Below are 22,349 nucleotides of genomic sequence, written 5' to 3'. Positions count from 1 at the left end.
CAGGGGCTTATCCCGCCGACGTCATCAATTGAGGAAACTTAGTTACGGCTGAGAATACCGCGACGGTACAGATTACGCCGTATACGCGTTAAACCTGGTTTTGGTTTACGCGGTTCGTCCAGACTTGCCAGTACAATCTCCAGCACGCGTTCCGCGACATCACGATGGCGCTGTGCCACTGCCAGTACCGGGCACTGCAGGAAGTCGAGCAGTTCGTGATCGCCAAAAGTCGCAATCGCTAAATCAGACGGCAGTTGCCCATCACGACGCAGGGTCACATCCATCACGCCCTGCAACAGGGCAAACGACGTGGTAAACAACGCCTGAGGCATTGGGTGCGTTTCCAGCCATTTATCAAACAGCTGCGCAGCCGCTTCCCGCTCATAGCTGTTGGCGTACAGGAAATGGACTTCACGCGGATCGTCCTTCCACGCGGTACGAAAACCCTGCTCGCGCAGGAAACTGACGGATAATTCAGGAAGCGCGCCCAGATAGAGAACGGTTTCAGCAGGGAATTTGCGTAACTCCTCTGCCAGCATTTCCGCATCATCCTGATCCGCACCCACAACGCTGGTAAAATGTTCGCGGTCCAGTGCACGGTCCAGCGCCACAATCGGGAATGAACTGTTTGCCCAGCGTTGGTAGAACGGATGCTCAGGCGGCAATGAAGTCGACACAATAATGGCATCGACCTGGCGCTGTAAAAGATGCTCAATACAGCGCATTTCGTTATCCGGCTGATCTTCAGAGCAGGCAATCAACAGCTGATACCCACGCTGACGCGCCTGGCGTTCCAGATAGTTTGCGATCCGGGTATAGCTTGTGTTCTCAAGATCCGGGATCACCAGCCCGATAGAACGTGTGCGTCCAGCACGCAGCCCGGCCGCCACGGCATTCGGGTGGTAATTATGCTCACGCACCACCGCCATGACTTTTTCAACCGTTTTGTCGCTTACGCGATATTGCTTTGCTTTGCCATTAATAACGTAGCTTGCAGTCGTTCGCGAAACGCCGGCCAACCGAGCGATTTCATCCAGTTTCACAATTGCCCCTTGCGTAAAATGTACAAACCATAACCTTTTAGATGGCATGGGTTAAACTTCTTAACATCTAAGCGCAGAATAATGACTGCGGCAACCGCTTTTGTCTCTGGTTACTGCTGATTTCGCAAAAAAAAGCGCAGCAGGTAGCATCAGCGAAAGCGGGTTCGTTACCTGCAGGCAGGATAAGGCGTTTATGCCGCTATCCGGCATGACCTCCACGATGAGGCCTGATAGCGCTTTGCTTACCAGGCCTACGGTTGACGATTAGCGCATAATTTTATCGCCACGGGAGAGTCCCACCACACCGGAACGAGCAACTTCCACAATTTTGGCGACTTCACGCAAGGTTGCCAGAAACGCATCCAGCTTGTCGCTGGTGCCCGCCAGTTGTACGGTGTAGATAGACGGCGTCACGTCGATGATTTGCCCGCGGAAAATCTCCGTGTTGCGTTTCACCTCCTCCCGGCCATAACCGCTGGCCTGGATTTTCACCAGCATGATTTCTCGTTCAACATGGGCACCCTGCCCCAGCTCGCTAACGCGCAGAACATCCACCAGTTTGTGGAGCTGCTTTTCGATCTGCTCAAGGACTTTCTCATCCCCTACCGTCTGAATCGTCATCCGCGATAAGGTGGGGTCGTCGGTCGGCGCGACGGTCAGGCTTTCAATGTTGTATCCACGCTGGGCGAAGAGGCCAATCACCCGCGACAATGCACCCGACTCATTTTCCAGCAATACTGATAATATCCGGCGCATAATCAGGTCCTCTCCGTTTTGCTTAGCCACATTTCATCCATCCCGCCCCCACGAATCTGCATCGGGTAGACATGCTCACTGCCGTCGACGGTGACGTCGACAAACACCAGGCGATGGTTACGCACATGCTCCAGCGCTTCACCCAGCTTGCTCTCCAGTTCATCTGGATGATTAATCTGGATACCGATATGCCCATAAGCCTCAGCAAGGCGCACAAAATCGGGCAGCGACTGCATGTAAGACTGGGAGTGACGCCCGGAGTAGATCATGTCCTGCCATTGTTTGACCATGCCGAGATAACGGTTGTTAAGGTTGAGCACCAGCACCGGCAGTTCATACTGCAGCGCCGTCGACAGCTCCTGGATGTTCATCTGAATGCTGCCATCCCCGGTGACGCACACTACCGTTTCATCCGGCAATGCCATTTTCACCCCTAACGCCGCAGGTAAACCGAATCCCATCGTGCCGAGGCCGCCTGAGTTAATCCAGCGACGCGGTTTATCGAACGGATAATAAAGTGCGGCAAACATCTGATGCTGGCCAACGTCAGAGGTCACATACGCTTCCCCTTTCGTCAGACGCCAGATGGTTTCAATCACCGCCTGCGGCTTAATGCTTTCGCTTTGCGTGTCGTATTTCAGACACTGACGGGCGCGCCAGTGCTCAATCTGTTGCCACCAGTCACGGTTATCATCCAGTGGCTGCTGTGATTTCTCTTGCTCCAGCAGTTCGAGCATTTGATCCAGCACCAGACGGGCATCACCCACAATCGGAATATCCGCAGTAACGGTTTTAGAAATAGAGGTCGGGTCGATGTCGATATGCAGCACGGTCGCATTCGGACAGTATTTTGCCAGGTTATTTGTCGTTCGATCGTCAAAGCGAACGCCGACAGCAAAGATCACATCGGAATGATGCATGGTCATATTCGCTTCGTAGGTACCGTGCATCCCTAACATGCCCAGCGCCTGACGATGCGTGGCCGGAAACGCGCCCAACCCCATTAGCGAGGATACAACCGGCAGATTCAGCGCTTCAGCAATCTGAGCTAACTGCTCATGGCAAGCAGCATTGACCGCGCCACCGCCCACATAGACAACCGGTTTCTTCGCCGCAACCAGCGTCTGTAGCGCCCGTTTGATCTGTCCTTTGTGCCCCGTCGTCGTCGGATTATACGAGCGCATACTCACCGAGTCCGGCCAGCTATAAGGCAGTTTCTTCGCCGGATTCAGAATATCCTTCGGCAAATCCACCACCACCGGCCCAGGACGACCGCTTGCTGCCAGCCAGAAGGCTTTTTTCAGCACCTGTGGGATATCTTCCGTTTGTTTGACCAGGAAGCTGTGTTTTACCACCGGGCGGGATATACCTACCATGTCGCACTCCTGGAAGGCATCGTAGCCAATCAGCGACGTTGCGACCTGTCCGGAGAGGATCACCAGCGGAATGGAATCCATGTAAGCCGTTGCGATTCCGGTAATCGCGTTGGTCGCCCCCGGTCCGGAGGTAACTAATACGACCCCCACTTCTCCCGTGGCACGCGCAAGGCCATCAGCCATATGTACCGCCGCTTGTTCATGGCGGACCAGCACATGATCAATACCGCCGACCGTATGCAGCGCATCATAAATATCGAGGACGGCCCCCCCGGGATAACCGAATACCTGCTTCACACCCTGATCGATGAGCGATCGGACGACCATCTCGGCTCCAGACAACATCTCCATGGCTTGCCTCACTCTTATAATGAATTACGGTTTAACAACACATTAACCGCTGACGATGACGCATGGCAATTGACTCCGAAGGGGTGTCACTGGAGTAAATAAGAATAAAAAGGAGGAAAGACGCGAATAAACGGAGAATTAAACCAGCATAAGCAATCAGTATGATAAATAATCGCTTAAAAATGGGAACTTACAGCAATTACTCTATTTTTTGACACTTTTGGACAGACGTAAAAAATAGAGTTCAGCATAAAATTTCAGTTATAAAGACAAAAGCAGAATAAACAGGATGTATTGTCCGGTTTACTCTGCCGAGTGCTACTGCTTACAAACGGAGACTAACAGCTCTTCCATCCATTGATGTCCTTTATCCCGGCCCGCGGCTTCATGCCAGGAAAGATAGCATGTGCGGCTGTTCAATTTTAACGGTAAAGGTAAGATCTGTAGTTCTAAAGAATCGGCAAATTCTTCTGCTAACCAACGCGGCGCAATAGAGACCAAATGCGTTTGCGACACAATATTAAGAACGCTAATTAATGCCATGCCCTGATAAGCTACGCAGGATTGTTTATCCGGTGTGTCATACCATGGTTGGCTGAATGATGCGAAGCGATCAAGTGACACCACCGCATGCTGTTCATTATAGACATCGCTTTCCAGTAACGGACCACTAATGCGCGGATGCTTTTTACTTGCGACTAACACCATTTCGTCATTGAATAACGGAATACTGGTAAATTCAGGACGACGGAATTCTTCATAGCTAATAACGAATTCTGTTTCCTGGTAACGTAATTGATGCTCTGTATTTTGATTGAGTGAAGATTTAAATACGACATGAATGTTTGGCGCTACTTGCTCAACCCGATTATAAATCAACGACGTCAGAATATTATCCAATGGGCTGCATACGCAAAGATTGAATACGCGCTCGCTGCTGGCTGGCTCAAAACCCGATCCAGGCAGTTCATTTTGCACTAATTGCAATGCCTGGCGAACAGAACCAAATAGCTGGAAGGCTCTTGCTGTCGGCTGGATACCGCGTCCATAACGAACAAAAAGCTCATCATTAAACATCACTTTCAGGCGCGCGACCGCATTACTGACAGCGGGTTGGGACATCCCCAAAGTATGCGCGGCACGGGTAATGTTTTGTTCTTGCATCACCGCATCAAAGACGGTTAATAAATTAAGATCAACCATGCGAAGCTGTGGCTTCCCCATATCTATAATATTTGTTTTATCTATTATTTTTACTTCTGGCATATTTAACTCCACTGTCACTCTAAACTCCCTTTTCCCAGACGGAGTGAAGAAATAATCTCCGTTAATATGATTTACCATACATATAAGATGAGAAAAAGAAAAAACATTAAAATTAGGAAAACATAAAGGCACAAACCTAAATGAACAAAAAACCAATGCGAGCGCAGTGTGGCAGGTGTCACTGCACGGTGATTCATATGTTTAAATTTCAAAAACAATATAACCATAAGCATGGCGAATATACAATCATACGTATCGTGAATACGTATTTAAGTTTTAATTAAATGTTTATATTATTAATACATTAAAAGTTAACATTAATTTATCAATTATGTGGAGTCATACCGCACATAGCCATTCACGATTACTATAAAAACAGTCAAATCATAAAGATATGAAATCCCAAGAGCGGCCTTTTCTTCAGTTCGCCGTTACAATAAATGCAAATAATTATGCTCAAATATGTCAAACCATGAAAAGTATGTACAACCATCAACTGATTAATTTTATGTACTCCGCAAAATTCAGCACAATTCGCTTAAGTTTTGCAGAAACTTCTCCCCTCAAGTAAGGCATTTGCAGGGGTGAGGGTTGACATCAGTCTTCATATCCAGTACCACTAAAAGCATATCGCATTCGCCTGGAGCTTAATTGATGACTTACATTGCTCGTTTTAACGGTCTACTACTACTAAACGCATCTTTATTGCGCGGTAGACTGGTGGACGACATTCAGCATTAAGTCAGCTCCAGTTAAGACAAAAACCCGCGCCGTTGCGCGGGTTTTTTTATGCTCGAAGCAAGGCGCCCTAAGAAACCAAGGACCTAAACCATGAGCCAGCAAGTCATTATTTTCGATACCACCTTACGCGATGGTGAACAGGCGTTACAGGCAAGCCTGAGTGTGAAAGAAAAACTGCAGATTGCGCTGGCCCTTGAGCGTATGGGCGTTGACGTGATGGAAGTAGGTTTCCCCGTTTCTTCACCGGGCGACTTTGAGTCAGTTCAGACCATTGCTCGTCAGGTTAAAAACAGCCGCGTTTGCGCCTTAGCACGCTGCGTAGAAAAAGATATCGACGTCGCAGCAGAATCGCTGAAAGTCGCTGAAGCTTTCCGTATTCATACGTTTATCGCCACCTCGCCGATGCACATCGCGACGAAATTACGCAGTACGCTGGATGAGGTCATTGAGCGCGCGGTCTACATGGTTAAGCGTGCGCGTAATTATACCGATGACGTGGAGTTCTCCTGCGAAGATGCAGGCCGTACCCCTATCGCCGATCTGGCTCGCGTGGTTGAAGCTGCCATTAACGCGGGTGCTAAAACCATTAACATCCCCGATACCGTCGGTTACACCATGCCTTTCGAATTTGGGGCAATCATTTCTGGCCTGTATGAACGCGTACCAAATATCGATAAAGCCATCATCTCCGTACACACCCATGATGATTTAGGTTTGGGCGTCGGCAACGCGCTGGCAGCCGTTCACGCCGGAGCGCGTCAGGTGGAAGGCGCGATGAACGGTATCGGCGAACGCGCCGGTAACTGCTCACTGGAAGAAGTGATCATGGCGATCAAGGTGCGTAAAGATATCCTGAATGTACAGACCCGCATCAATCACCAGGAGATCTGGCGTACCAGTCAGTTAGTCAGCCAAATCTGCAACATGCCAATTCCGGCAAACAAAGCCATTGTCGGTAGCGGCGCCTTTGCCCACTCCTCCGGCATCCATCAGGACGGCGTACTGAAAAACCGTGAAAACTACGAAATCATGACGCCTGAATCCATTGGTCTGAACCAGGTACAGCTGAACCTGACCTCCCGTTCCGGACGCGCCGCGGTGAAACACCGTATGGATGAGATGGGATATAAAGAAAATGAATACAGCCTGGACAACCTGTATGACGCATTCCTGAAACTGGCGGATAAAAAAGGTCAGGTATTTGATTACGACCTGGAAGCGCTGGCCTTCATTAATAAACAGCAGGAAGAACCAGAGCATTTCCGTCTGGATTACTTCAGCGTGCAGTCCGGCTCAAACGACATCGCCACCGCCTCCGTCAAGCTGGCCTGCGGTGAAGAAGTTAAAGCCGAAGCGGCGAACGGTAACGGTCCGGTCGATGCTATTTATCAGGCCATCAACCGTGTAACTGAGTACAACATCGAACTGGTGAAATACAGCCTGACCGCCAAAGGGCACGGTAAAGATGCGCTGGGTCAGGTGGATATCGTTGCCAACTATAACGGTCGTCGTTTCCACGGCGTCGGTCTGGCGACGGATATCGTCGAATCTTCTGCTAAAGCGATGGTGCATGTGCTGAACAACATCTGGCGCGCCGAAGAAGTCGAAAAAGAATTGCAACGCAAAGCTCAGAACAACGAGAACAACAAGGAAACCGTGTGATGTCGAAGAATTATCATATTGCTGTTTTGCCGGGTGACGGTATTGGCCCGGAAGTGATGGCGCAAGCCCTGAAGGTACTGGACGCAATCCGTAACCGTTTTAACATGCGCATTACCACCAGCCACTACGACGTGGGTGGTGCCGCGATCGATAACCACGGTCAGCCGCTGCCACCTGCAACGGTTGAAGGCTGTGAACAAGCTGACGCCATTTTGTTTGGCTCCGTTGGCGGCCCGAAATGGGAAAACCTGCCGCCAAACCAGCAGCCAGAGCGTGGCGCACTGCTGCCATTGCGTAAGCACTTCAAATTATTCAGCAACCTGCGCCCGGCTAAGCTCTACCAGGGGCTAGAAGCGTTTTGCCCTCTGCGCGCAGATATTGCCGCGAACGGTTTCGACATCCTGTGCGTACGCGAACTGACTGGCGGGATTTACTTCGGTCAACCAAAAGGCCGCGAAGGCAGCGGACAACATGAAAAAGCCTTTGATACCGAGGTTTATCACCGTTTCGAGATCGAACGTATTGCGCGTATCGCGTTTGAATCCGCTCGCAAACGTCGCCGTAAAGTTACGTCGATTGATAAAGCTAACGTACTGCAAACGTCTATTCTGTGGCGCGAAATCGTCAATGAAATTGCTAATGAATACCCGGACGTTGAACTGGCGCATATGTACATCGACAACGCGACTATGCAATTAATTAAAGATCCATCCCAGTTCGACGTGTTGCTGTGCTCTAACCTGTTTGGTGACATTCTGTCTGATGAGTGCGCCATGATCACCGGTTCAATGGGCATGTTACCGTCCGCCAGCCTGAATGAGCAGGGCTTCGGTTTGTACGAGCCTGCTGGCGGCTCCGCTCCGGACATCGCCGGAAAAAACATTGCCAACCCTATCGCCCAGATCCTGTCGCTGGCGCTGCTGCTGCGCTACAGCCTGGATGCCAATGATGCGGCAACCGCAATTGAGAGCGCCATCAACCGCGCATTAGAAGAAGGCATTCGCACCGGTGACTTAGCCCGTGGCGCTGCCGCAGTCAGTACCGATGAAATGGGCGACATCATTGCCCGTTACGTCGCAGAAGGGGTGTAATCATGGCCAAAACGTTGTACGAAAAATTGTTTGATGCGCACGTCGTCTTTGAGGCGCAAAACGAAACCCCACTGTTGTACATCGACAGGCATCTGGTGCATGAAGTGACCTCTCCGCAGGCGTTTGATGGTCTGCGCGCGCATGGCCGTCAGGTGCGCCAGCCAGGTAAAACCTTTGCCACCATGGACCACAACGTCTCTACCCAGACCAAAGACATCAACGCGTCGGGTGAGATGGCGCGCATCCAGATGCAGGAGCTGATTAAGAACTGTAACGAATTTGGCGTCGAGCTGTACGACCTGAACCATCCGTATCAGGGTATCGTTCACGTGATGGGGCCAGAACAAGGCGTGACGTTGCCGGGTATGACCATCGTCTGCGGCGATTCCCACACCGCTACACACGGCGCGTTCGGCGCACTGGCGTTTGGCATTGGCACCTCTGAAGTTGAACACGTTCTGGCGACGCAGACCCTGAAACAGGGGCGCGCCAAAACCATGAAGATTGAAGTCAACGGTAAAGCAGCCGCTGGCATTACCGCCAAAGATATCGTGCTGGCGATTATCGGTAAAACCGGTAGCGCAGGCGGAACCGGACACGTGGTTGAGTTTTGTGGCGAAGCCATCCGTGCATTGAGCATGGAAGGCCGGATGACCCTGTGCAACATGGCCATTGAAATGGGCGCCAAAGCGGGTCTGGTCGCACCGGATGAAACGACCTTTAACTATGTTCAGGGTCGTTTACACGCACCGAAGGGCGAGGATTTTGACCACGCGGTTACATACTGGAAAACCCTGAAAACCGACGACAACGCGACGTTTGATACCGTCGTTACCCTGCAGGCAGAAGAGATCGCTCCGCAGGTCACCTGGGGAACAAACCCGGGTCAGGTCATCTCGGTGAACGATAATATTCCCGACCCGGCGTCATTTGCCGATCCCGTTGAGCGTGCATCAGCTGAAAAAGCGCTGGCGTATATGGGGCTGAAACCGGGTATTCCGTTAACGGAAGTGGCTATCGATAAAGTGTTCATCGGTTCCTGCACCAACTCGCGTATTGAAGATTTACGCGCCGCGGCAGAAATCGCCAAAGGGCGCAAAGTTGCGCCGGGCGTGCAGGCACTGGTGGTGCCGGGCTCTGGTCCGGTGAAAGCGCAGGCGGAAGCAGAAGGTCTGGATAAGATCTTTATCGAAGCCGGTTTTGAATGGCGTTTACCGGGCTGTTCCATGTGCCTGGCGATGAACAATGACCGCCTGAACCCTGGCGAACGCTGCGCATCCACCAGCAACCGTAATTTTGAAGGTCGTCAGGGCCGCGGTGGTCGCACGCATTTAGTCAGCCCGGCCATGGCCGCCGCTGCCGCCGTAACCGGTCATTTTGCCGACATTCGCAGCATCAAATAAGGAAACTACCATGGCAGAGAAATTTACCCAGCATACCGGCCTGGTTGTCCCACTGGATGCCGCCAACGTTGATACCGACGCAATTATCCCTAAACAGTTTTTGCAGAAGGTTACGCGCACCGGTTTTGGCGCCCATCTGTTTAACGACTGGCGTTTCCTGGACGAAAAGGGCCAACAGCCGAATCCTGAGTTCGTTTTAAACTTCCCGGAATATAAAGGGGCATCAATTCTGCTCGCACGGGAAAACTTTGGCTGCGGCTCTTCACGCGAACATGCGCCGTGGGCACTGACCGATTACGGCTTTAAAGTGGTGATCGCACCAAGCTTCGCCGACATCTTCTACGGCAACAGTTTCAATAACCAACTGTTGCCGGTGACCCTGAGCGACGCGCAGGTAGATGAAATGTTCGCGCTGGTGAAAGCCAATCCGGGCATTAAATTTGAAGTGGATCTGGAAGCGCAGGTGGTGAAAGCAGGCGATAAGTCCTACAGCTTTAAAATTGACGACTTCCGCCGTCACTGCATGCTGAACGGTCTGGACAGCATCGGGTTGACGCTGCAGCATGAAGCGGCCATCACCGAGTACGAAGACAAGCAGCCAGCATTTATGCAGTAATCTCTTCCGCTGGTCACCGCACGGTGGCCAGCCCTTTCTCTTCGCCTACAGCGTATCGCCGTAATAGATTTGGTAGCCAAGATTGACGCTGCCCGGCGCATCTTTCCCGTTCAAACGCTTAATCAGAATATCCGCCGCCGTTTTGCCAATCTCAAAGCGTGGCGTAATCACGCTGGCGATTTTTTGCAGCCGCGCACGGCCAATTTCCAGCCCGTGGAAACCGGCAATCGCCATTTTTCCCGGCACATCGTACTGCTGTGCCTGACACTCCAGCAGCGCGCCAACCGCCAGGTCATCGTTGGTACAGAAAATAGCGTCAATATCCGGCTTTTCCGCCATCGCCTGCTGGAACATCTTGCGGCCCAGCGCCACCGACGAAATAGTTTTTGGCGCCAGGTGGTACGCTTCCAGTCCCTGCGCCGCCAGCGCTTTCTCGGTGCCGCGAAAACGGCTAAGGTCTCGGGGGTCATCCATCGAGCCAAAGAAAGCAATGCTGCGTTTACCGCTGTCGATAAAAGCCTGCGTCATTTCAAAAGCGGCTTTTTCGTTATCAAACCCAACCTGTATATCAAGATACTGGCCGCTAATATCCATCAGTTCCGCCACCGGTACGCCGCTGGCGCGCACGTACTGGATCATTCGCTCGGTATGCAGCTTTCCCGTGAGGATCAGGCCGTCGATATTGTAAGAGAGCAGGTTCAGCACCTCGCGTTCTTCACGCTCGGCATCATATTCGTAGTTGGCGATCAGCGTCTGGTACTGGCAGGCCGAGGTGACGGATTCAATCCCTGCCAGCACGTCGGCAAAGATCTGATTACGAAACGAGGGGATCAGCACACCAATGGTTTTGCTGCGTGCGTTGAGCAGAATTTCCGGGGCGCGGTTGGGGATGTAGTTGTTCTCTTCCATCACTTTCGAAATCAATTCGCGGCTGCGTTGCGACACCTGATTTGGGTCACGCAGATAACGGCTGACCGTCATCTTATTCAGCCCGGCCAGATTAGCGATATCCTGTAATGTCATCCGATTGTTTTTCATGAGGTTCTCTACGACCAACAGCCCATTATGCTCGCAGAGAACCTTATCACAGCCGGTTAGCGACTGCACTCCTCGCTCAACCTTAACGCGTAGCCATCTCAGCCGACGGCGACGTGGTTTCATTTTGCGCACGAACGCAGTACATCAGCACCACCGACGCCAGCAGAGCAATCGCCATGAAGGTGTAGGAAAAGCCCGGCCCGCCGGTCACGCCGTTGAGGTAACCCACCAGCCACGCGCCGAGGAATGCCCCTAACGCGCCAAAACTGTTGATCATCCCCATCGACACGCCGGAGACGTTGCGCGGCAGCAGTTCGGGGATCAGCGCAAAGAACGGCCCGTAAGGCGCATACATACAGGCGGCGGCCACAACCAGCAGCGCGTAGGAGAGCCAGAAGGACTGGTTGCCCAACAGCCACGAGGCAAAGAACGCGATGGCGGCAATCAACAGCAGCGGCCAGATAAACAGTTTACGATTTTGGAACTTATCGGACAGCCAGGAGACGGTCAGCATCAGGCAGATCGCCGCCAGATACGGTACCGCTGCCAGCCAGCCCACCGCCACGATGTCCATCTGCGCCGCATTTTTGAGGATTGACGGCATCCACATCATGAAGCCATACACCCCGATGCTCCACAGCGCATGCACCGCGCAAAGCATAATGACGCTGCGTGAACGCATCGCTTCACCGTAGTTACGCATCGGTTTGATGTCGCGCTGCTCGCGATCCATCGCCTGCTGTAATGCCTGTTTCTCCTGCTCGCTCAACCAGCCCGCATCCGCCGGTTTGTCGCGTACCAGAATCACCCAGCAGAACGCCCAGATCACCGCCGGGATACCTTCGATAATAAACATTTCGCGCCAGCCCCAGGCTTCAATCAGGTAGCCGGAGACTATCGACATCCACAGCACTGTGACCGGGTTGCCAAGAATTAAAAAGGTGTTGGCGCGCGAGCGTTCAGTTTTGGTAAACCAGTTGCTGATATAAATCAGCATCGCGGGCATCACCGCTGCTTCGACGATGCCGAGAATAAAGCGGATCGCCATCAGCGTTGGGATATTGCTGACAAAGCCGGTCGCCGCGGCACAAAGCCCCCAAAGGATCAGGCTGTAAAAAATCATTTTGCGCACGCTATGTTTAACGGCGTACATCGCGCCCGGCACCTGGAAAAAGAAATAGCCCAGGAAGAATAACGCGCCAATTAACGATGCTGTTCCCTGAGTAATCCCTAAGTCATGTTCAATACCGGCGGCAGCGGCAAAGCCGTAATTGGCGCGGTCGAGATAAGCTAAGCTGTAGGTAATAAAAATAATCGGCATTAAATACCACCAGCGACGCGCTGGCAGTTTTGCGAGCATATTCATACTCACTCCTTGGATTATTGTTTTATCGCTCAGGCCGCGCGTTGCGGCCCATTATTGATCAGACCGCGGCCAGCATGCCGCCGTCCACAAACAGAAGATGCCCATTCACAAAGTCAGAAGCGGGCGCGGCAAGATAAACCGCCGCGCCGATCAGCTCCTCCGGGTTACCCCAGCGAGCGGCGGGCGTGCGCTGGAACAGCCAGGCGGAGAATGCTTCATCGTTGACCAGCGCGGTGGTCATGTCGGTGGCGAAATAGCCGGGAGCAATGCCGTTGACCTGAATATTGTATTCCGCCAGCTCCACGCACATGCCACGGGTTAACATTTTGACCGCGCCTTTTGACGCCGCATATGGAGTAATGGTTTTACGACCTAATTCGCTTTGCATTGAGCAGATATTAATAATCTTCCCGCGGCGGCGTTGCACCATGTAGCGGGAAACCTGCTGCGACACCAGAAAGACCGATTTCTGGTTTACATCAATCACTTTGTCCCATTCAGCCTCCGGGAATTCGGTGAAGGGAAAACGACGCTGAATTCCGGCGTTGTTAATTAAAATATCAATGGCCCCAACTTCCTTTTCAATTTGCGCGATGGCGCGCGCCACCTCTTCCCCGTTGGTGACATCAAATCCATAGCCAACGGCGCGATAGCCTTCGGCAACCAGTTTGTCCGCCGCCGCCTGAGCGCGCTGCTGGGTAATATCGTTAATCACAATCTCAGCACCGTGCGCCGCCAGACCGTTGGCCAGCAGGTTACCAATGCCCTGAGCGGAACCGGTAATCAGCGCGCGTTTACCGGTCAGGTCGAATAGGTTCTTCATAAAAAACTCCTTTTTTTCTACTGTTACGCGTAACTGTATACGCGTAACAGTAGAAAAAAGAAGAACCAGGAAGAGGAAAATGATCGTTATGTGATCAACATTGCATTTACGTGCAAGATGAAAAAAAGAGGGATTAGCCTGATAAGCGTAACGCGATCAGGCCGTAAGGACAGGTTGCCGGATGGCGGCGTAAACGCCTTATCCGGCCTACAAAAACGACAAAAGCGAATACGAAATGTCGTCCGGTCGAGCACTGCAACGCCGGGACTGCACCGGACTAAACATCCTTCACCCGACCAGTCATCCACAGCGTCACCACCGAAATCACCGCAATCACCCAATAGACGGCATAGTGACCGTAGCTTTGCGCAACAGCCCCCTGAATCACCCCTGCCAGAATGACTCCCGTTGAAATACTGTTGGTAAATAATGTGGTCGCTGAGCCCGCACGTCCGGGCATCAGATCCTGAAACCACAGCATGCCTATCCCGGCGATAATACCGATAAATACCGCGTTAAACAGTTGCAGCACCAGCAGCGCCGTACGGCTGTGAAAGAAGATCAAACCAAGATAAAACAGCACGCCTGCCGCGACGGCCGCGATCATCATTCGCCGTTTGCCAAAGCGCTTCACGTAATAGCCCGCAAGAATCATCGCCGGAATTTCCAGTCCAGCCGCCGTCCCCATTAGAATCCCGGCCAGCTTGTCCGGCAAGCCCAGTTCGAGGCTTATCCACAGCGGCATATCGATGATGTACATGGTGTTGCAGGTCCACATCAGCGTGGAGGCAATAAACAACATACGCACATTTTTGTCCTGCCAACCGCCGGTCTGTTCCAGCGGCACGTCTACAGGCTGCTCCACCCGAGCAACTGACGGCAGTATCAGCGCAATCAGCACCAGGCTAATGGCAAAAATCCCTGCGGCAATGGAAAACATCGCCGTAAAGCCGTAATTCAGCGCCAGCATAAAAGCCAGCGGTGGGCCAATTACCCAGGCCAATGAAAGCTGCGCACGCATCACCGAGCTAAACATCACCACTTCACGCGCGGAGTTATCAGCATATTCCCGCGCCAGCGCAAACAGCTGCGGCATGGCGGTGTTCGCCAGCGAGGCCAGCAGCACACCGCAGGTGATCAGCGTAAGATAGTGACGATTAAAGGCAAACAGCAACGCATTGCCAATTGCCATCAGGCAGCAGAACATGATCAACTTACGTCGATCGCCCTGGCTGTCGGATCGTTTCGCGAGGCCAAGGCTGACGACGATCCCGACAATCGCATTGACGGTGTAAAACAGCCCGACCCAAAATGGCTGCGCCCCGACTTCACGGCTCAGGAACAGACTCAGCGTGGGTGCCTGCAATGCCCCCGCCACGCCCATCATAAAAGCGACCAGCATAAATGCTGCGTAAACGCCGTTGAGGCGCCGTCCCATGGTCATAATCCAGAGCATTGTTATCCCTATTGGCTGGGCTGATACGAAAAAAGCCAGCAGAAAAAATCTGCTGGCGGGTGATTTTACACCAATACTCAGTCACACATGATGTCTGCAATTTCCAATTCAGGAGTCAGATGTCATCTCCCACTGCATCAGCTCTTCGAGCATCTTTAAGCGCTGCGGGGCACTCAGGCAAGCCAACCAGGACGATTTTTCTGTCGCGGTAAAGTACTTCAACCAGAACTGACGCATAGATGACCCCTTCGTTGTCTCATCGCTTCATCGGAATCTATTATTGGCTTAATATAGGGATTATAAAATTGCTGAGTTTTCCGCAGGAGTTCCCCTTTTATGTCTTCTGGTCGTTTGCAACAACAGTTCATCCGTCTGTGGCAATGCTGTGACGGCAAGACGCAAGACACGACGCTCAACGAGCTGGCGGATCTGCTGAGCTGCTCGCGCCGCCATATGCGTACGCTGCTTAATACCATGCAGGATCGTGGCTGGTTAACGTGGGAAGCTGAAGTTGGACGAGGCAAACGCTCGCGACTGACATTCCTCTATACCGGGCTGGCGCTCCAGCAGCAGCGCGCGGAAGATCTACTGGAACAGGATCGCATCGATCAACTAGTGCAGCTTGTCGGTGACAAAACGGCCGTACGGCAAATGCTGGTCTCCCACTTGGGCCGCAGCTTTCGCCAGGGTCGGCATATCATGCGCGTTCTCTATTATCGCCCGATGCACAACCTGCTCCCCGGCACGGCATTACGCCGCTCCGAAACCCATATCGCCCGGCAAATCTTCAGTGCCTTAATTCGGGTAAATGAGGAAAATGGGGAACTGGAAGCGGACATTGCTCATCACTGGCAGCAAATTTCACCTTTGCATTGGCGGTTCTTCCTGCGCCCGGGGATCCATTTCCATCATGGCCGCGAGCTGGAAATGGAAGATGTTATCGCCTCGCTGAGGCGCATTAACGCTCTGCCGCTGTATTCGCACATCACGCAAATAGTTTCTCCCACGGCCTGGACGTTGGATATCCATCTGGCCCAGCCCGATCGCTGGCTTCCCTGGCTATTGGGGCAGGTCCCCGCCATGATCCTGCCGCGAGAATGGGAAACGCTAAACAACTTCTCCAGTCACCCGATTGGTACTGGTCCGTATGCGGTAATACGGAACACCAGTAACCAATTGAAAATTCATGCGTTTGATGATTACTTTGGCTACCGTGCCTTGATCGACGAAGTGAACGTTTGGGTATTACCCGACATCGGAGAAGAGCCTGGCGGCGGGTTGACGCTAAAAGGTCCCACAGAGGATGAAAAGGCGATCGAAAGCCGCCTCGAAGAAGGTTGCTACTACCTGTTGTTTGATGCGCGTAGCCACCGTGGCGCTAATCAGGAGGTTCGCGAGTGGGCAAGCCGCGTTCTCTCGCCAACGAATTTAATCTGCCACGCCGATGAACAGTACCAGCGGTTGTGGTTTCCCGCCTACGGTTTGCTTCCCCGCTGGCATCACGCCAAACCTGGCCATGGTGAAAAACCCGCCGGGCTGGAAACGCTGACGATCACCTACTATCGCGATCATATCGAACACCGGATTATCGCGCAGATCATGAAAACGTTGCTGGCGCAGCATCAGGTACAGTTGAATATTCAGGAGATCGACTACGATCAATGGCATGCAGGTGAAATCGTCAGCGATATCTGGCTCAACAGCGCCAACTTTACCCTCCCGCTGGACTTCTCACTGTTCGCCCATTTGTGCGAAGTCCCTTTGCTGCAAAACTGTATCTCGCGGGACTGGGAAAACGATGCGGCTCGCTGGCGAACGGGCGAAATGAGCCTGGCAGCATGGTGCCAACAGTTGCTCGCCACAAAGGCCATTGTGCCATTAATCCACCACTGGCTGATCATTCAGGGACAGCGCAGCATGCGCGGGCTGCGCATGAATACCCTCGGCTGGTTTGATTTTAAATCGGCATGGTTTGCGCCGCCGGATCCTTAATTGCTGCTGAGCAACAAAATCATTACACTAACGCCGTTCTCAACGGGGTGCTAAATAAAAAACATACACAAGATCATTCATGATGCATCAAGGCGGCAAGCGAGTGAGTCCCCAGGAGCATAGATAACTATGTGACTGGGGTGAGCGAGCGCTGCCAACACAGAGGCAGCGTGAATGATGAAGTGTATGGGCTGAGAGATACCCGTCGAACCTGATCCGGATAATGCCGGCGAAGGGATTTGAGGCTTATCTCAAGTCCTTTGCCACCCAACTCTTGAGGTGCAAAGTGTTTAAAAAATGTCTTCCGCTGTTACTGCTGTGCGCAGCGCCTGTCTTCGCCAAACCTGTACTGACCGTCTATACCTACGACTCGTTTGCAGCTGACTGGGGCCCGGGCCCGACAATCAAAAAAGCCTTTGAAGCTGACTGCAACTGCGAGCTAAAACTGGTCGCGCTGGAAGATGGCGTTTCGCTGCTTAACCGCTTGCGCATGGAAGGAAAAAACAGCAAAGCCGACGTCGTACTGGGTCTGGATAACAACCTTCTGGAAGCCGCTACACAAACCAAACTGTTTGCCAAAAGTGGTGTTGCAAACGACGCCGTTAACGTACCCGGCGGCTGGAAAAACGATACCTTCGTTCCGTTTGATTACGGCTATTTCGCCTTCGTTTATGATAAGAACAAGCTCAAGAATCCGCCCAAAAGCCTGAAAGAACTGGTAGAGAGCGACCAAAAATGGCGCGTCATTTATCAGGATCCACGCACCAGCACGCCAGGATTGGGTCTGCTGCTATGGATGCAGAAAGTCTATGGTGATAAAGCGCCAGAGGCGTGGCAGAAACTGGCAGCCAAAACCGTCACCGTCACCAAGGGCTGGAGCGAAGCCTACGGCTTGTTCCTGAAAGGTGAAAGCGATCTGGTGCTCAGTTACACCACCTCTCCGGCCTATCACATCATCGCCGATAAAAAAGACAACTACGCCGCGGCCAACTTTAGCGAAGGCCACTATTTGCAGGTGGAAGTCGCCGCCCGTACCGCGGCCAGCAAGCAGCCGGAACTGGCCGAGAAATTCCTGAAGTTTATGGTATCCCCGGCATTCCAGAATGCGATTCCGACCGGCAACTGGATGTATCCCGTGACGCAAGTCGCCCTACCGCCAGGATTCGAGCAACTGAATAAACCGGCCACCGCGCTGGAATTTACGCCGCAGCAGGTTGCGGCTCAACGTCAGGCATGGATTAGCGAATGGCAACGCGCCGTCAGCCGTTAATCCCCGGCTGGCTGGTTCCAGGGCTTACCGCCGCCACGCTGATGGTGGCCGTTGCCCTGGCCGCATTTTTGGCACTGTGGTTTAACGCCCCGCAGGGAGAATGGCTCTTGCTGTGGCAAGATGACTACCTGTGGCACGTGGTGCGCTTTTCTTTCTGGCAGGCATTTTTATCCGCTGTGCTGTCGGTTGTCCCGGCGATTTTCCTTGCCAGAGCGCTCTATCGTCGCCGTTTTCCTGGACGTATGGCGCTGCTGCGTCTGTGCGCGATGACGTTAATCCTGCCAGTGCTGGTCGCGGTATTCGGTATTCTTAGCGTCTACGGTCGCCAGGGTTGGCTGGCCTCGCTCTGGCATACATTCGGGCTGGAGTGGACGTTTTCGCCATACGGTTTGCAGGGCATTCTGCTGGCGCATGTCTTTTTCAATCTGCCGATGGCCAGCCGCCTGCTGTTACAGTCGCTGGAGAATATTCCCGGCGAACAGCGGCAGTTAGCCGCTCAGTTGGGTATGCGTGGCTGGCATTTCTTCCGTTTTGTTGAATGGCCGTGGCTGCGTCGTCAGATCCTGCCCGTCGCGGCACTTATCTTTATGTTGTGCTTCGCCAGCTTCGCCACCGTTCTGTCGCTTGGCGGCGGGCCACAGGCCACCACCATCGAGCTGGCTATCTATCAGGCGCTGAATTTTGATTACGATCCTGCCCGCGCAGCCATGCTGGCGTTGATCCAGATGGTTTGTTGTTTGGCGCTGGTGCTCCTCAGCCAACGTCTGAGCCGCGCGATTGCTCCCGGTGCTACCCTGGTACAAGGCTGGCGCGATCCCGACGATCGCCTGCACAGCCGACTGGCTGACGCAATCCTGATTATTCTTGCCCTGTTGCTGTTACTGCCGCCGTTGCTGGCGGTGATTGTCGATGGCTTAAACCGCCATGTTCTGGATGTACTGATGCAGCCAGTGCTGTGGCAGGCGCTGGGAACCTCGCTGCGCATCGCATTAGCAGCAGGAGCGTTATGCGTCGTGCTCACTATGATGCTGTTATGGAGCAGTCGTGAACTTCGTGCCCGACAGCAACTGCTGGCAGGTCAGATGCTGGAGTTGAGCGGCATGATGATCCTCGCCATGCCGGGCATCGTGCTGGCAACCGGCTTCTTTCTGCTGCTCAATAACACCATTGGTCTTCTTGAATCTGCCGACGGCATTGTCATTTTTACCAATGCATTGATGGCGATCCCTTACGCACTGAAGGTACTGGAAAACCCAATGCGTGACGTCACTGCGCGCTACAGTATGTTGTGCCAGTCGTTGGGCATTGAGGGATGGTCGCGCCTGAAAGTGGTTGAACTGCGCGCCCTGAAGCGCCCGCTGGCGCAGGCGATGGCGTTTGCCTGCGTCCTGTCGATTGGCGATTTTGGCGTAGTGGCGTTATTTGGTAATGAGGATTTCCGTACCCTGCCGTTTTATTTATATCAGCAGATTGGCTCTTATCGCAGTCAGGATGGCGCGGTTACGGCGTTATTACTGCTGATCCTGTGCTTTACGCTGTTTACCGTTATTGAGAAATTGCCGGGTCGAAATGTTAAAACTGATTGATATCACATGGCTGTATCACCATTTGCCTATGCGCTTTACGCTGTCGGTCACGCGCGGTGAGCAAATAGCTGTACTCGGGCCCAGCGGCGCCGGGAAAAGTACGCTGCTGAATCTGATTGCCGGCTTTCTCACGCCTGCCAGCGGTACCATGATGATTGACGGTGAAGATCACACCACCACGCCTCCCTCACGCCGTCCCGTTTCCATGTTGTTTCAGGAAAATAACCTGTTCAGCCATCTGAGCGTACAGCAAAACATCGGCCTGGGCCTGAATCCGGGATTGAAGCTGAACACATCGCAGCGGGAGAAAATGCACCACATCGCTCAACAAATGGGACTCGACTCTCTGCTGGAACGCCTCCCCGGCGAACTTTCCGGCGGGCAGCGACAGCGCGTGGCGCTGGCGCGTTGTCTGGTGCGGGAACAACCTATTTTACTGCTTGATGAACCGTTCTCAGCGCTCGATCCCGCGCTGCGCCAGGAGATGCTAACGCTGGTCGCCGAAGTCTGTCGCGAGAAGCAGCTGACGTTACTGATGGTTTCTCACAGCGTAGAAGATGCGGCGCGAATTGCGTCCCGCTCGATTGTGGTCGCCGATGGGCGCATCGCGTGGCAGGGCAAAACGGACGATCTGTTAAGCGGCAACGCCAGCGCCTCGGCGCTATTGGGCATTAAAGCATAATGCGTTGCCGGATGACGGCGTGAACGCCTTATCCGGCCTGTAGGTCGCACATTTTGTAGGCCGGATAAGGCGAAGCCGCCATCCCGCAAAGGTATCGTCAGTAACCTACAACCTTACGCAGAATGTCGATATACACCGGCATCAGCGGATGGCGCAGTAACGCCACCAGCGCGACCACGCCGATCCCGAGCGTTAACGGCGCCAGATACAGCAAACGGCTGCGGGGGAAATACGCCGTTAAGCGATCAACAGCCGCTTTGCCACTACGCCATAGCCGCCAGCAAAACCAGCCGCCCACCCAGAGCAACACCGCCGTCGCCAGCAGCAACCATTTAAAATCCCCGCTCTGCATATCAGAAGGGATATCAATTGCCGCTCCCGCTAGGATCCCCGGCAGGAAGTAGAACGGTGGCCACAGCACGCAGCCAATAATATTCGGGACGATAAATTTAGCGACAGGCAGATCCAGCATGCCTGCTACCATCGGCACCAGCGGGCGCGTCGGTCCGACAAAACGCCCCACCAGAATAGTAAACATGCTGTGCTGATGCAGGGCGTGCTCGGTTTTATCCAGCAACGCCTTGTTCTTTTTCATGAATGACCAACGGTGCAATGGCTTTTTAAAGCGCCAGCCCAACCAGAAGGAGATCCAGTCCCCCAACAGGCAGCCGACAATGCCCGCAAGCCAGGCATGCCAGAAGTTCAGTTCGCCGCTGCCAATCAGCGCGCCCAACCCCGCCATCATCACGGTCCCGGGCAGAATCAGACCAACCAGCGCCAGCGACTCCAAAAAAGCCACCAGAAGTACGGCGATCAGAGAGTACAGGGCGGACTGGAGAATAAAGTGTTCCAGCAATGCTTGCATAATGTGTCCGTCAAATTTACGAAGCAGGGATTTTGATAACCCCTCTCAACTTCGTCAAGCCATCAATTGTCTGAATAGATTGCGAGTTATGACAACTTTCAGGATACATCATTCACTTTTTATTCACATCCTGCACGAAACTCGCTCGGACTGGCACCGGTACATTTTTTGAAAACACGAGAGAAATAGAGCTGGTCGTCAAAGCCAACATTGCGACCCACGGTGGCAATGGGCATACGTGTGGTACTCAGCAGTAACTTCGCCTGGCTGATGCGCTGGTCCTCGCGCCAGCTTAATACGCTGATCCCCAACTGCTGACGGAACAGATGCGACAAACGGGAAGGCGACAGGCAGACGTGCTGCGCGACGCTGGCGATATCAAAATTGCTGTCCGCCAGGTGATCGCTGATGTACTGGCAGGCATCGCGGACGCGGTTGTCCATGGGCGGGTGTAGCGATTCATTGATGGCTTCCATACGTCGGAGCAACAACTGCTCCAGTAAATTAATCGCCAGCAGTTCGGAATAACGACCTTCTCCCTGCCCTGCGTTAATTATCTGCCCAAACAGTTCGTTAAAATGCGGCTGATGTGCTTCATCCGGGCGGAAAAAACCGGTCTGGCCAAAAATGGCCGGCCAGGTCAGCCACTCCTGCCAGTAGGCGCGCGGACGAAAGTAAACCCACTGGTGATACCACTCGCTGGCATCAGGGTGGCGCCCGTAGTGATGAATTTCTCCAGGTGGAAACAACAGAATATCGCCAGGCCGGCAGACAAACTGCTTGCCCTGATTATTGATAACCCCTTCGCCACGGATGGTGAGATTGAGGATATAGCCCTTCATTCCCAGCGGCCTGTCGATAAAAAAATCCAGGTATCCGTTCGCCTCAATGGGGGTTAATCCGGCCACCAAATGCGCGTTAAACGAATAACCTGGCAACAGGGGATCGTTTTGCGTTTCAGCCATA

General features: G+C 53.1%; 20 protein-coding genes. 9 read left to right on the top strand and 11 right to left on the bottom strand.

Annotation, left to right across the window (positions count from 1 at the left end; translation table 11 throughout):
* Positions 1-38 precede the first annotated feature (38 nt).
* The 4 genes from cra to leuO form a co-directional block, all read right to left on the bottom strand.
* Positions 39-1,043, bottom strand: a complete 1,005-nt coding sequence (gene cra / locus OGY09_RS11440) for a catabolite repressor/activator (protein WP_003018794.1) — start codon at positions 1,041-1,043, stop codon at positions 39-41.
* 264 nt (positions 1,044-1,307) lie between these two features.
* Entirely contained in the window at positions 1,308-1,799 is a 492-nt protein-coding gene (gene ilvN, locus OGY09_RS11435) for an acetolactate synthase small subunit (protein ID WP_003829566.1), read from the bottom strand.
* Positions 1,800-1,801: 2 nt separating this feature from the next.
* A complete protein-coding gene (gene ilvI / locus OGY09_RS11430) occupies positions 1,802-3,526 on the bottom strand; it encodes an acetolactate synthase 3 large subunit (protein WP_020996230.1) in 1,725 nt (574 codons plus the stop codon).
* A 318-nt stretch (positions 3,527-3,844) separates the two neighbouring features.
* Positions 3,845-4,792 (bottom strand): transcriptional regulator LeuO, encoded by a 948-nt coding sequence (leuO, locus tag OGY09_RS11425; protein WP_020996231.1) that lies wholly within the window; start codon positions 4,790-4,792, stop codon positions 3,845-3,847.
* 654 nt (positions 4,793-5,446) lie between these two features.
* Here leuO and leuL point away from each other — a divergent pair.
* The 5 genes from leuL (at position 5,447) to leuD (ending at position 10,305) form a co-directional block, all read left to right on the top strand.
* Complete coding sequence (gene leuL / locus OGY09_RS25285; RefSeq protein ID WP_122973771.1) at positions 5,447-5,533, top strand: leu operon leader peptide; 87 nt, start codon at positions 5,447-5,449, stop codon at positions 5,531-5,533.
* A gap of 90 nt (positions 5,534-5,623) precedes the next feature.
* Positions 5,624-7,195 (top strand): 2-isopropylmalate synthase, encoded by a 1,572-nt coding sequence (leuA, locus tag OGY09_RS11420; protein ID WP_003829569.1) that lies wholly within the window; start codon positions 5,624-5,626, stop codon positions 7,193-7,195.
* The gene (gene leuB / locus OGY09_RS11415) at positions 7,195-8,286 is read left to right on the top strand and encodes a 3-isopropylmalate dehydrogenase (protein WP_003829570.1); all 1,092 of its coding nucleotides are present in this window, start codon (positions 7,195-7,197) and stop codon (positions 8,284-8,286) included. The genes leuA and leuB overlap by 1 nt, the downstream gene beginning before the upstream one ends.
* A 2-nt stretch (positions 8,287-8,288) precedes the next feature.
* Positions 8,289-9,689 carry a 3-isopropylmalate dehydratase large subunit gene (gene leuC / locus OGY09_RS11410; protein WP_032942358.1) on the top strand — a complete coding sequence of 467 codons (1,401 nt, stop codon included), beginning with the start codon at positions 8,289-8,291 and terminating at the stop codon, positions 9,687-9,689.
* A gap of 10 nt (positions 9,690-9,699) precedes the next feature.
* Positions 9,700-10,305, top strand: a complete 606-nt coding sequence (leuD, locus tag OGY09_RS11405; RefSeq protein WP_003829572.1) for a 3-isopropylmalate dehydratase small subunit — start codon at positions 9,700-9,702, stop codon at positions 10,303-10,305.
* Positions 10,306-10,350: 45 nt separating this feature from the next.
* Here the strand turns inward: leuD and idnR are convergent, their stop codons facing one another.
* From idnR to sgrT, 5 genes are all read right to left on the bottom strand, one after another.
* Entirely contained in the window at positions 10,351-11,343 is a 993-nt protein-coding gene (idnR, locus tag OGY09_RS11400; RefSeq protein ID WP_032944294.1) for a DNA-binding transcriptional regulator IdnR, read from the bottom strand.
* 82 nt (positions 11,344-11,425) lie between these two features.
* Positions 11,426-12,709 carry an MFS transporter gene (locus tag OGY09_RS11395; RefSeq protein ID WP_032942356.1) on the bottom strand — a complete coding sequence of 428 codons (1,284 nt, stop codon included), beginning with the start codon at positions 12,707-12,709 and terminating at the stop codon, positions 11,426-11,428.
* Between the two features lie 58 nt (positions 12,710-12,767).
* The gene (gene idnO, locus OGY09_RS11390) at positions 12,768-13,532 is read right to left on the bottom strand and encodes a gluconate 5-dehydrogenase (RefSeq protein ID WP_008786186.1); all 765 of its coding nucleotides are present in this window, start codon (positions 13,530-13,532) and stop codon (positions 12,768-12,770) included.
* A 277-nt stretch (positions 13,533-13,809) separates the two neighbouring features.
* Positions 13,810-14,988, bottom strand: a complete 1,179-nt coding sequence (locus tag OGY09_RS11385; RefSeq protein WP_003829576.1) for a sugar efflux transporter — start codon at positions 14,986-14,988, stop codon at positions 13,810-13,812.
* A 108-nt stretch (positions 14,989-15,096) separates the two neighbouring features.
* The gene (gene sgrT / locus OGY09_RS11380; RefSeq protein WP_020996233.1) at positions 15,097-15,225 is read right to left on the bottom strand and encodes a glucose uptake inhibitor SgrT; all 129 of its coding nucleotides are present in this window, start codon (positions 15,223-15,225) and stop codon (positions 15,097-15,099) included.
* A 99-nt stretch (positions 15,226-15,324) separates the two neighbouring features.
* On the opposite strand from sgrT, the gene sgrR reads away from it, so the two are divergent.
* The 4 genes from sgrR (at position 15,325) to thiQ (ending at position 20,518) form a co-directional block, all read left to right on the top strand.
* Positions 15,325-16,980, top strand: a complete 1,656-nt coding sequence (gene sgrR, locus OGY09_RS11375) for an HTH-type transcriptional regulator SgrR (RefSeq protein WP_032942355.1) — start codon at positions 15,325-15,327, stop codon at positions 16,978-16,980.
* Between the two features lie 286 nt (positions 16,981-17,266).
* Positions 17,267-18,250, top strand: coding sequence for a thiamine ABC transporter substrate binding subunit (thiB, locus tag OGY09_RS11370; protein WP_032942354.1), 984 nt, complete (start codon positions 17,267-17,269; stop codon positions 18,248-18,250).
* Complete coding sequence (gene thiP, locus OGY09_RS11365) at positions 18,226-19,836, top strand: thiamine/thiamine pyrophosphate ABC transporter permease ThiP (RefSeq protein ID WP_032942353.1); 1,611 nt, start codon at positions 18,226-18,228, stop codon at positions 19,834-19,836. The genes thiB and thiP overlap by 25 nt, the downstream gene beginning before the upstream one ends.
* Complete coding sequence (gene thiQ, locus OGY09_RS11360) at positions 19,820-20,518, top strand: thiamine ABC transporter ATP-binding protein ThiQ (protein ID WP_032942352.1); 699 nt, start codon at positions 19,820-19,822, stop codon at positions 20,516-20,518. The genes thiP and thiQ overlap by 17 nt, the downstream gene beginning before the upstream one ends.
* 97 nt (positions 20,519-20,615) lie before the next feature.
* Here the strand turns inward: thiQ and OGY09_RS11355 are convergent, their stop codons facing one another.
* Both OGY09_RS11355 and araC read right to left on the bottom strand, forming a co-directional pair.
* Entirely contained in the window at positions 20,616-21,383 is a 768-nt protein-coding gene (locus OGY09_RS11355) for a DedA family protein (protein ID WP_003829584.1), read from the bottom strand.
* 119 nt (positions 21,384-21,502) lie between these two features.
* Positions 21,503-22,348 (bottom strand): arabinose operon transcriptional regulator AraC, encoded by an 846-nt coding sequence (gene araC, locus OGY09_RS11350; protein WP_003829586.1) that lies wholly within the window; start codon positions 22,346-22,348, stop codon positions 21,503-21,505.
* Position 22,349 lies beyond the last annotated feature (1 nt).

This window comes from Citrobacter sp. Cpo071, assembly GCF_030332765.1.
Taxonomy (GTDB): domain Bacteria; phylum Pseudomonadota; class Gammaproteobacteria; order Enterobacterales; family Enterobacteriaceae; genus Citrobacter; species Citrobacter portucalensis.
Note: the sequence above shows the minus strand (reverse complement) of the source record. Positions and strands in the feature narration are given on the sequence as shown.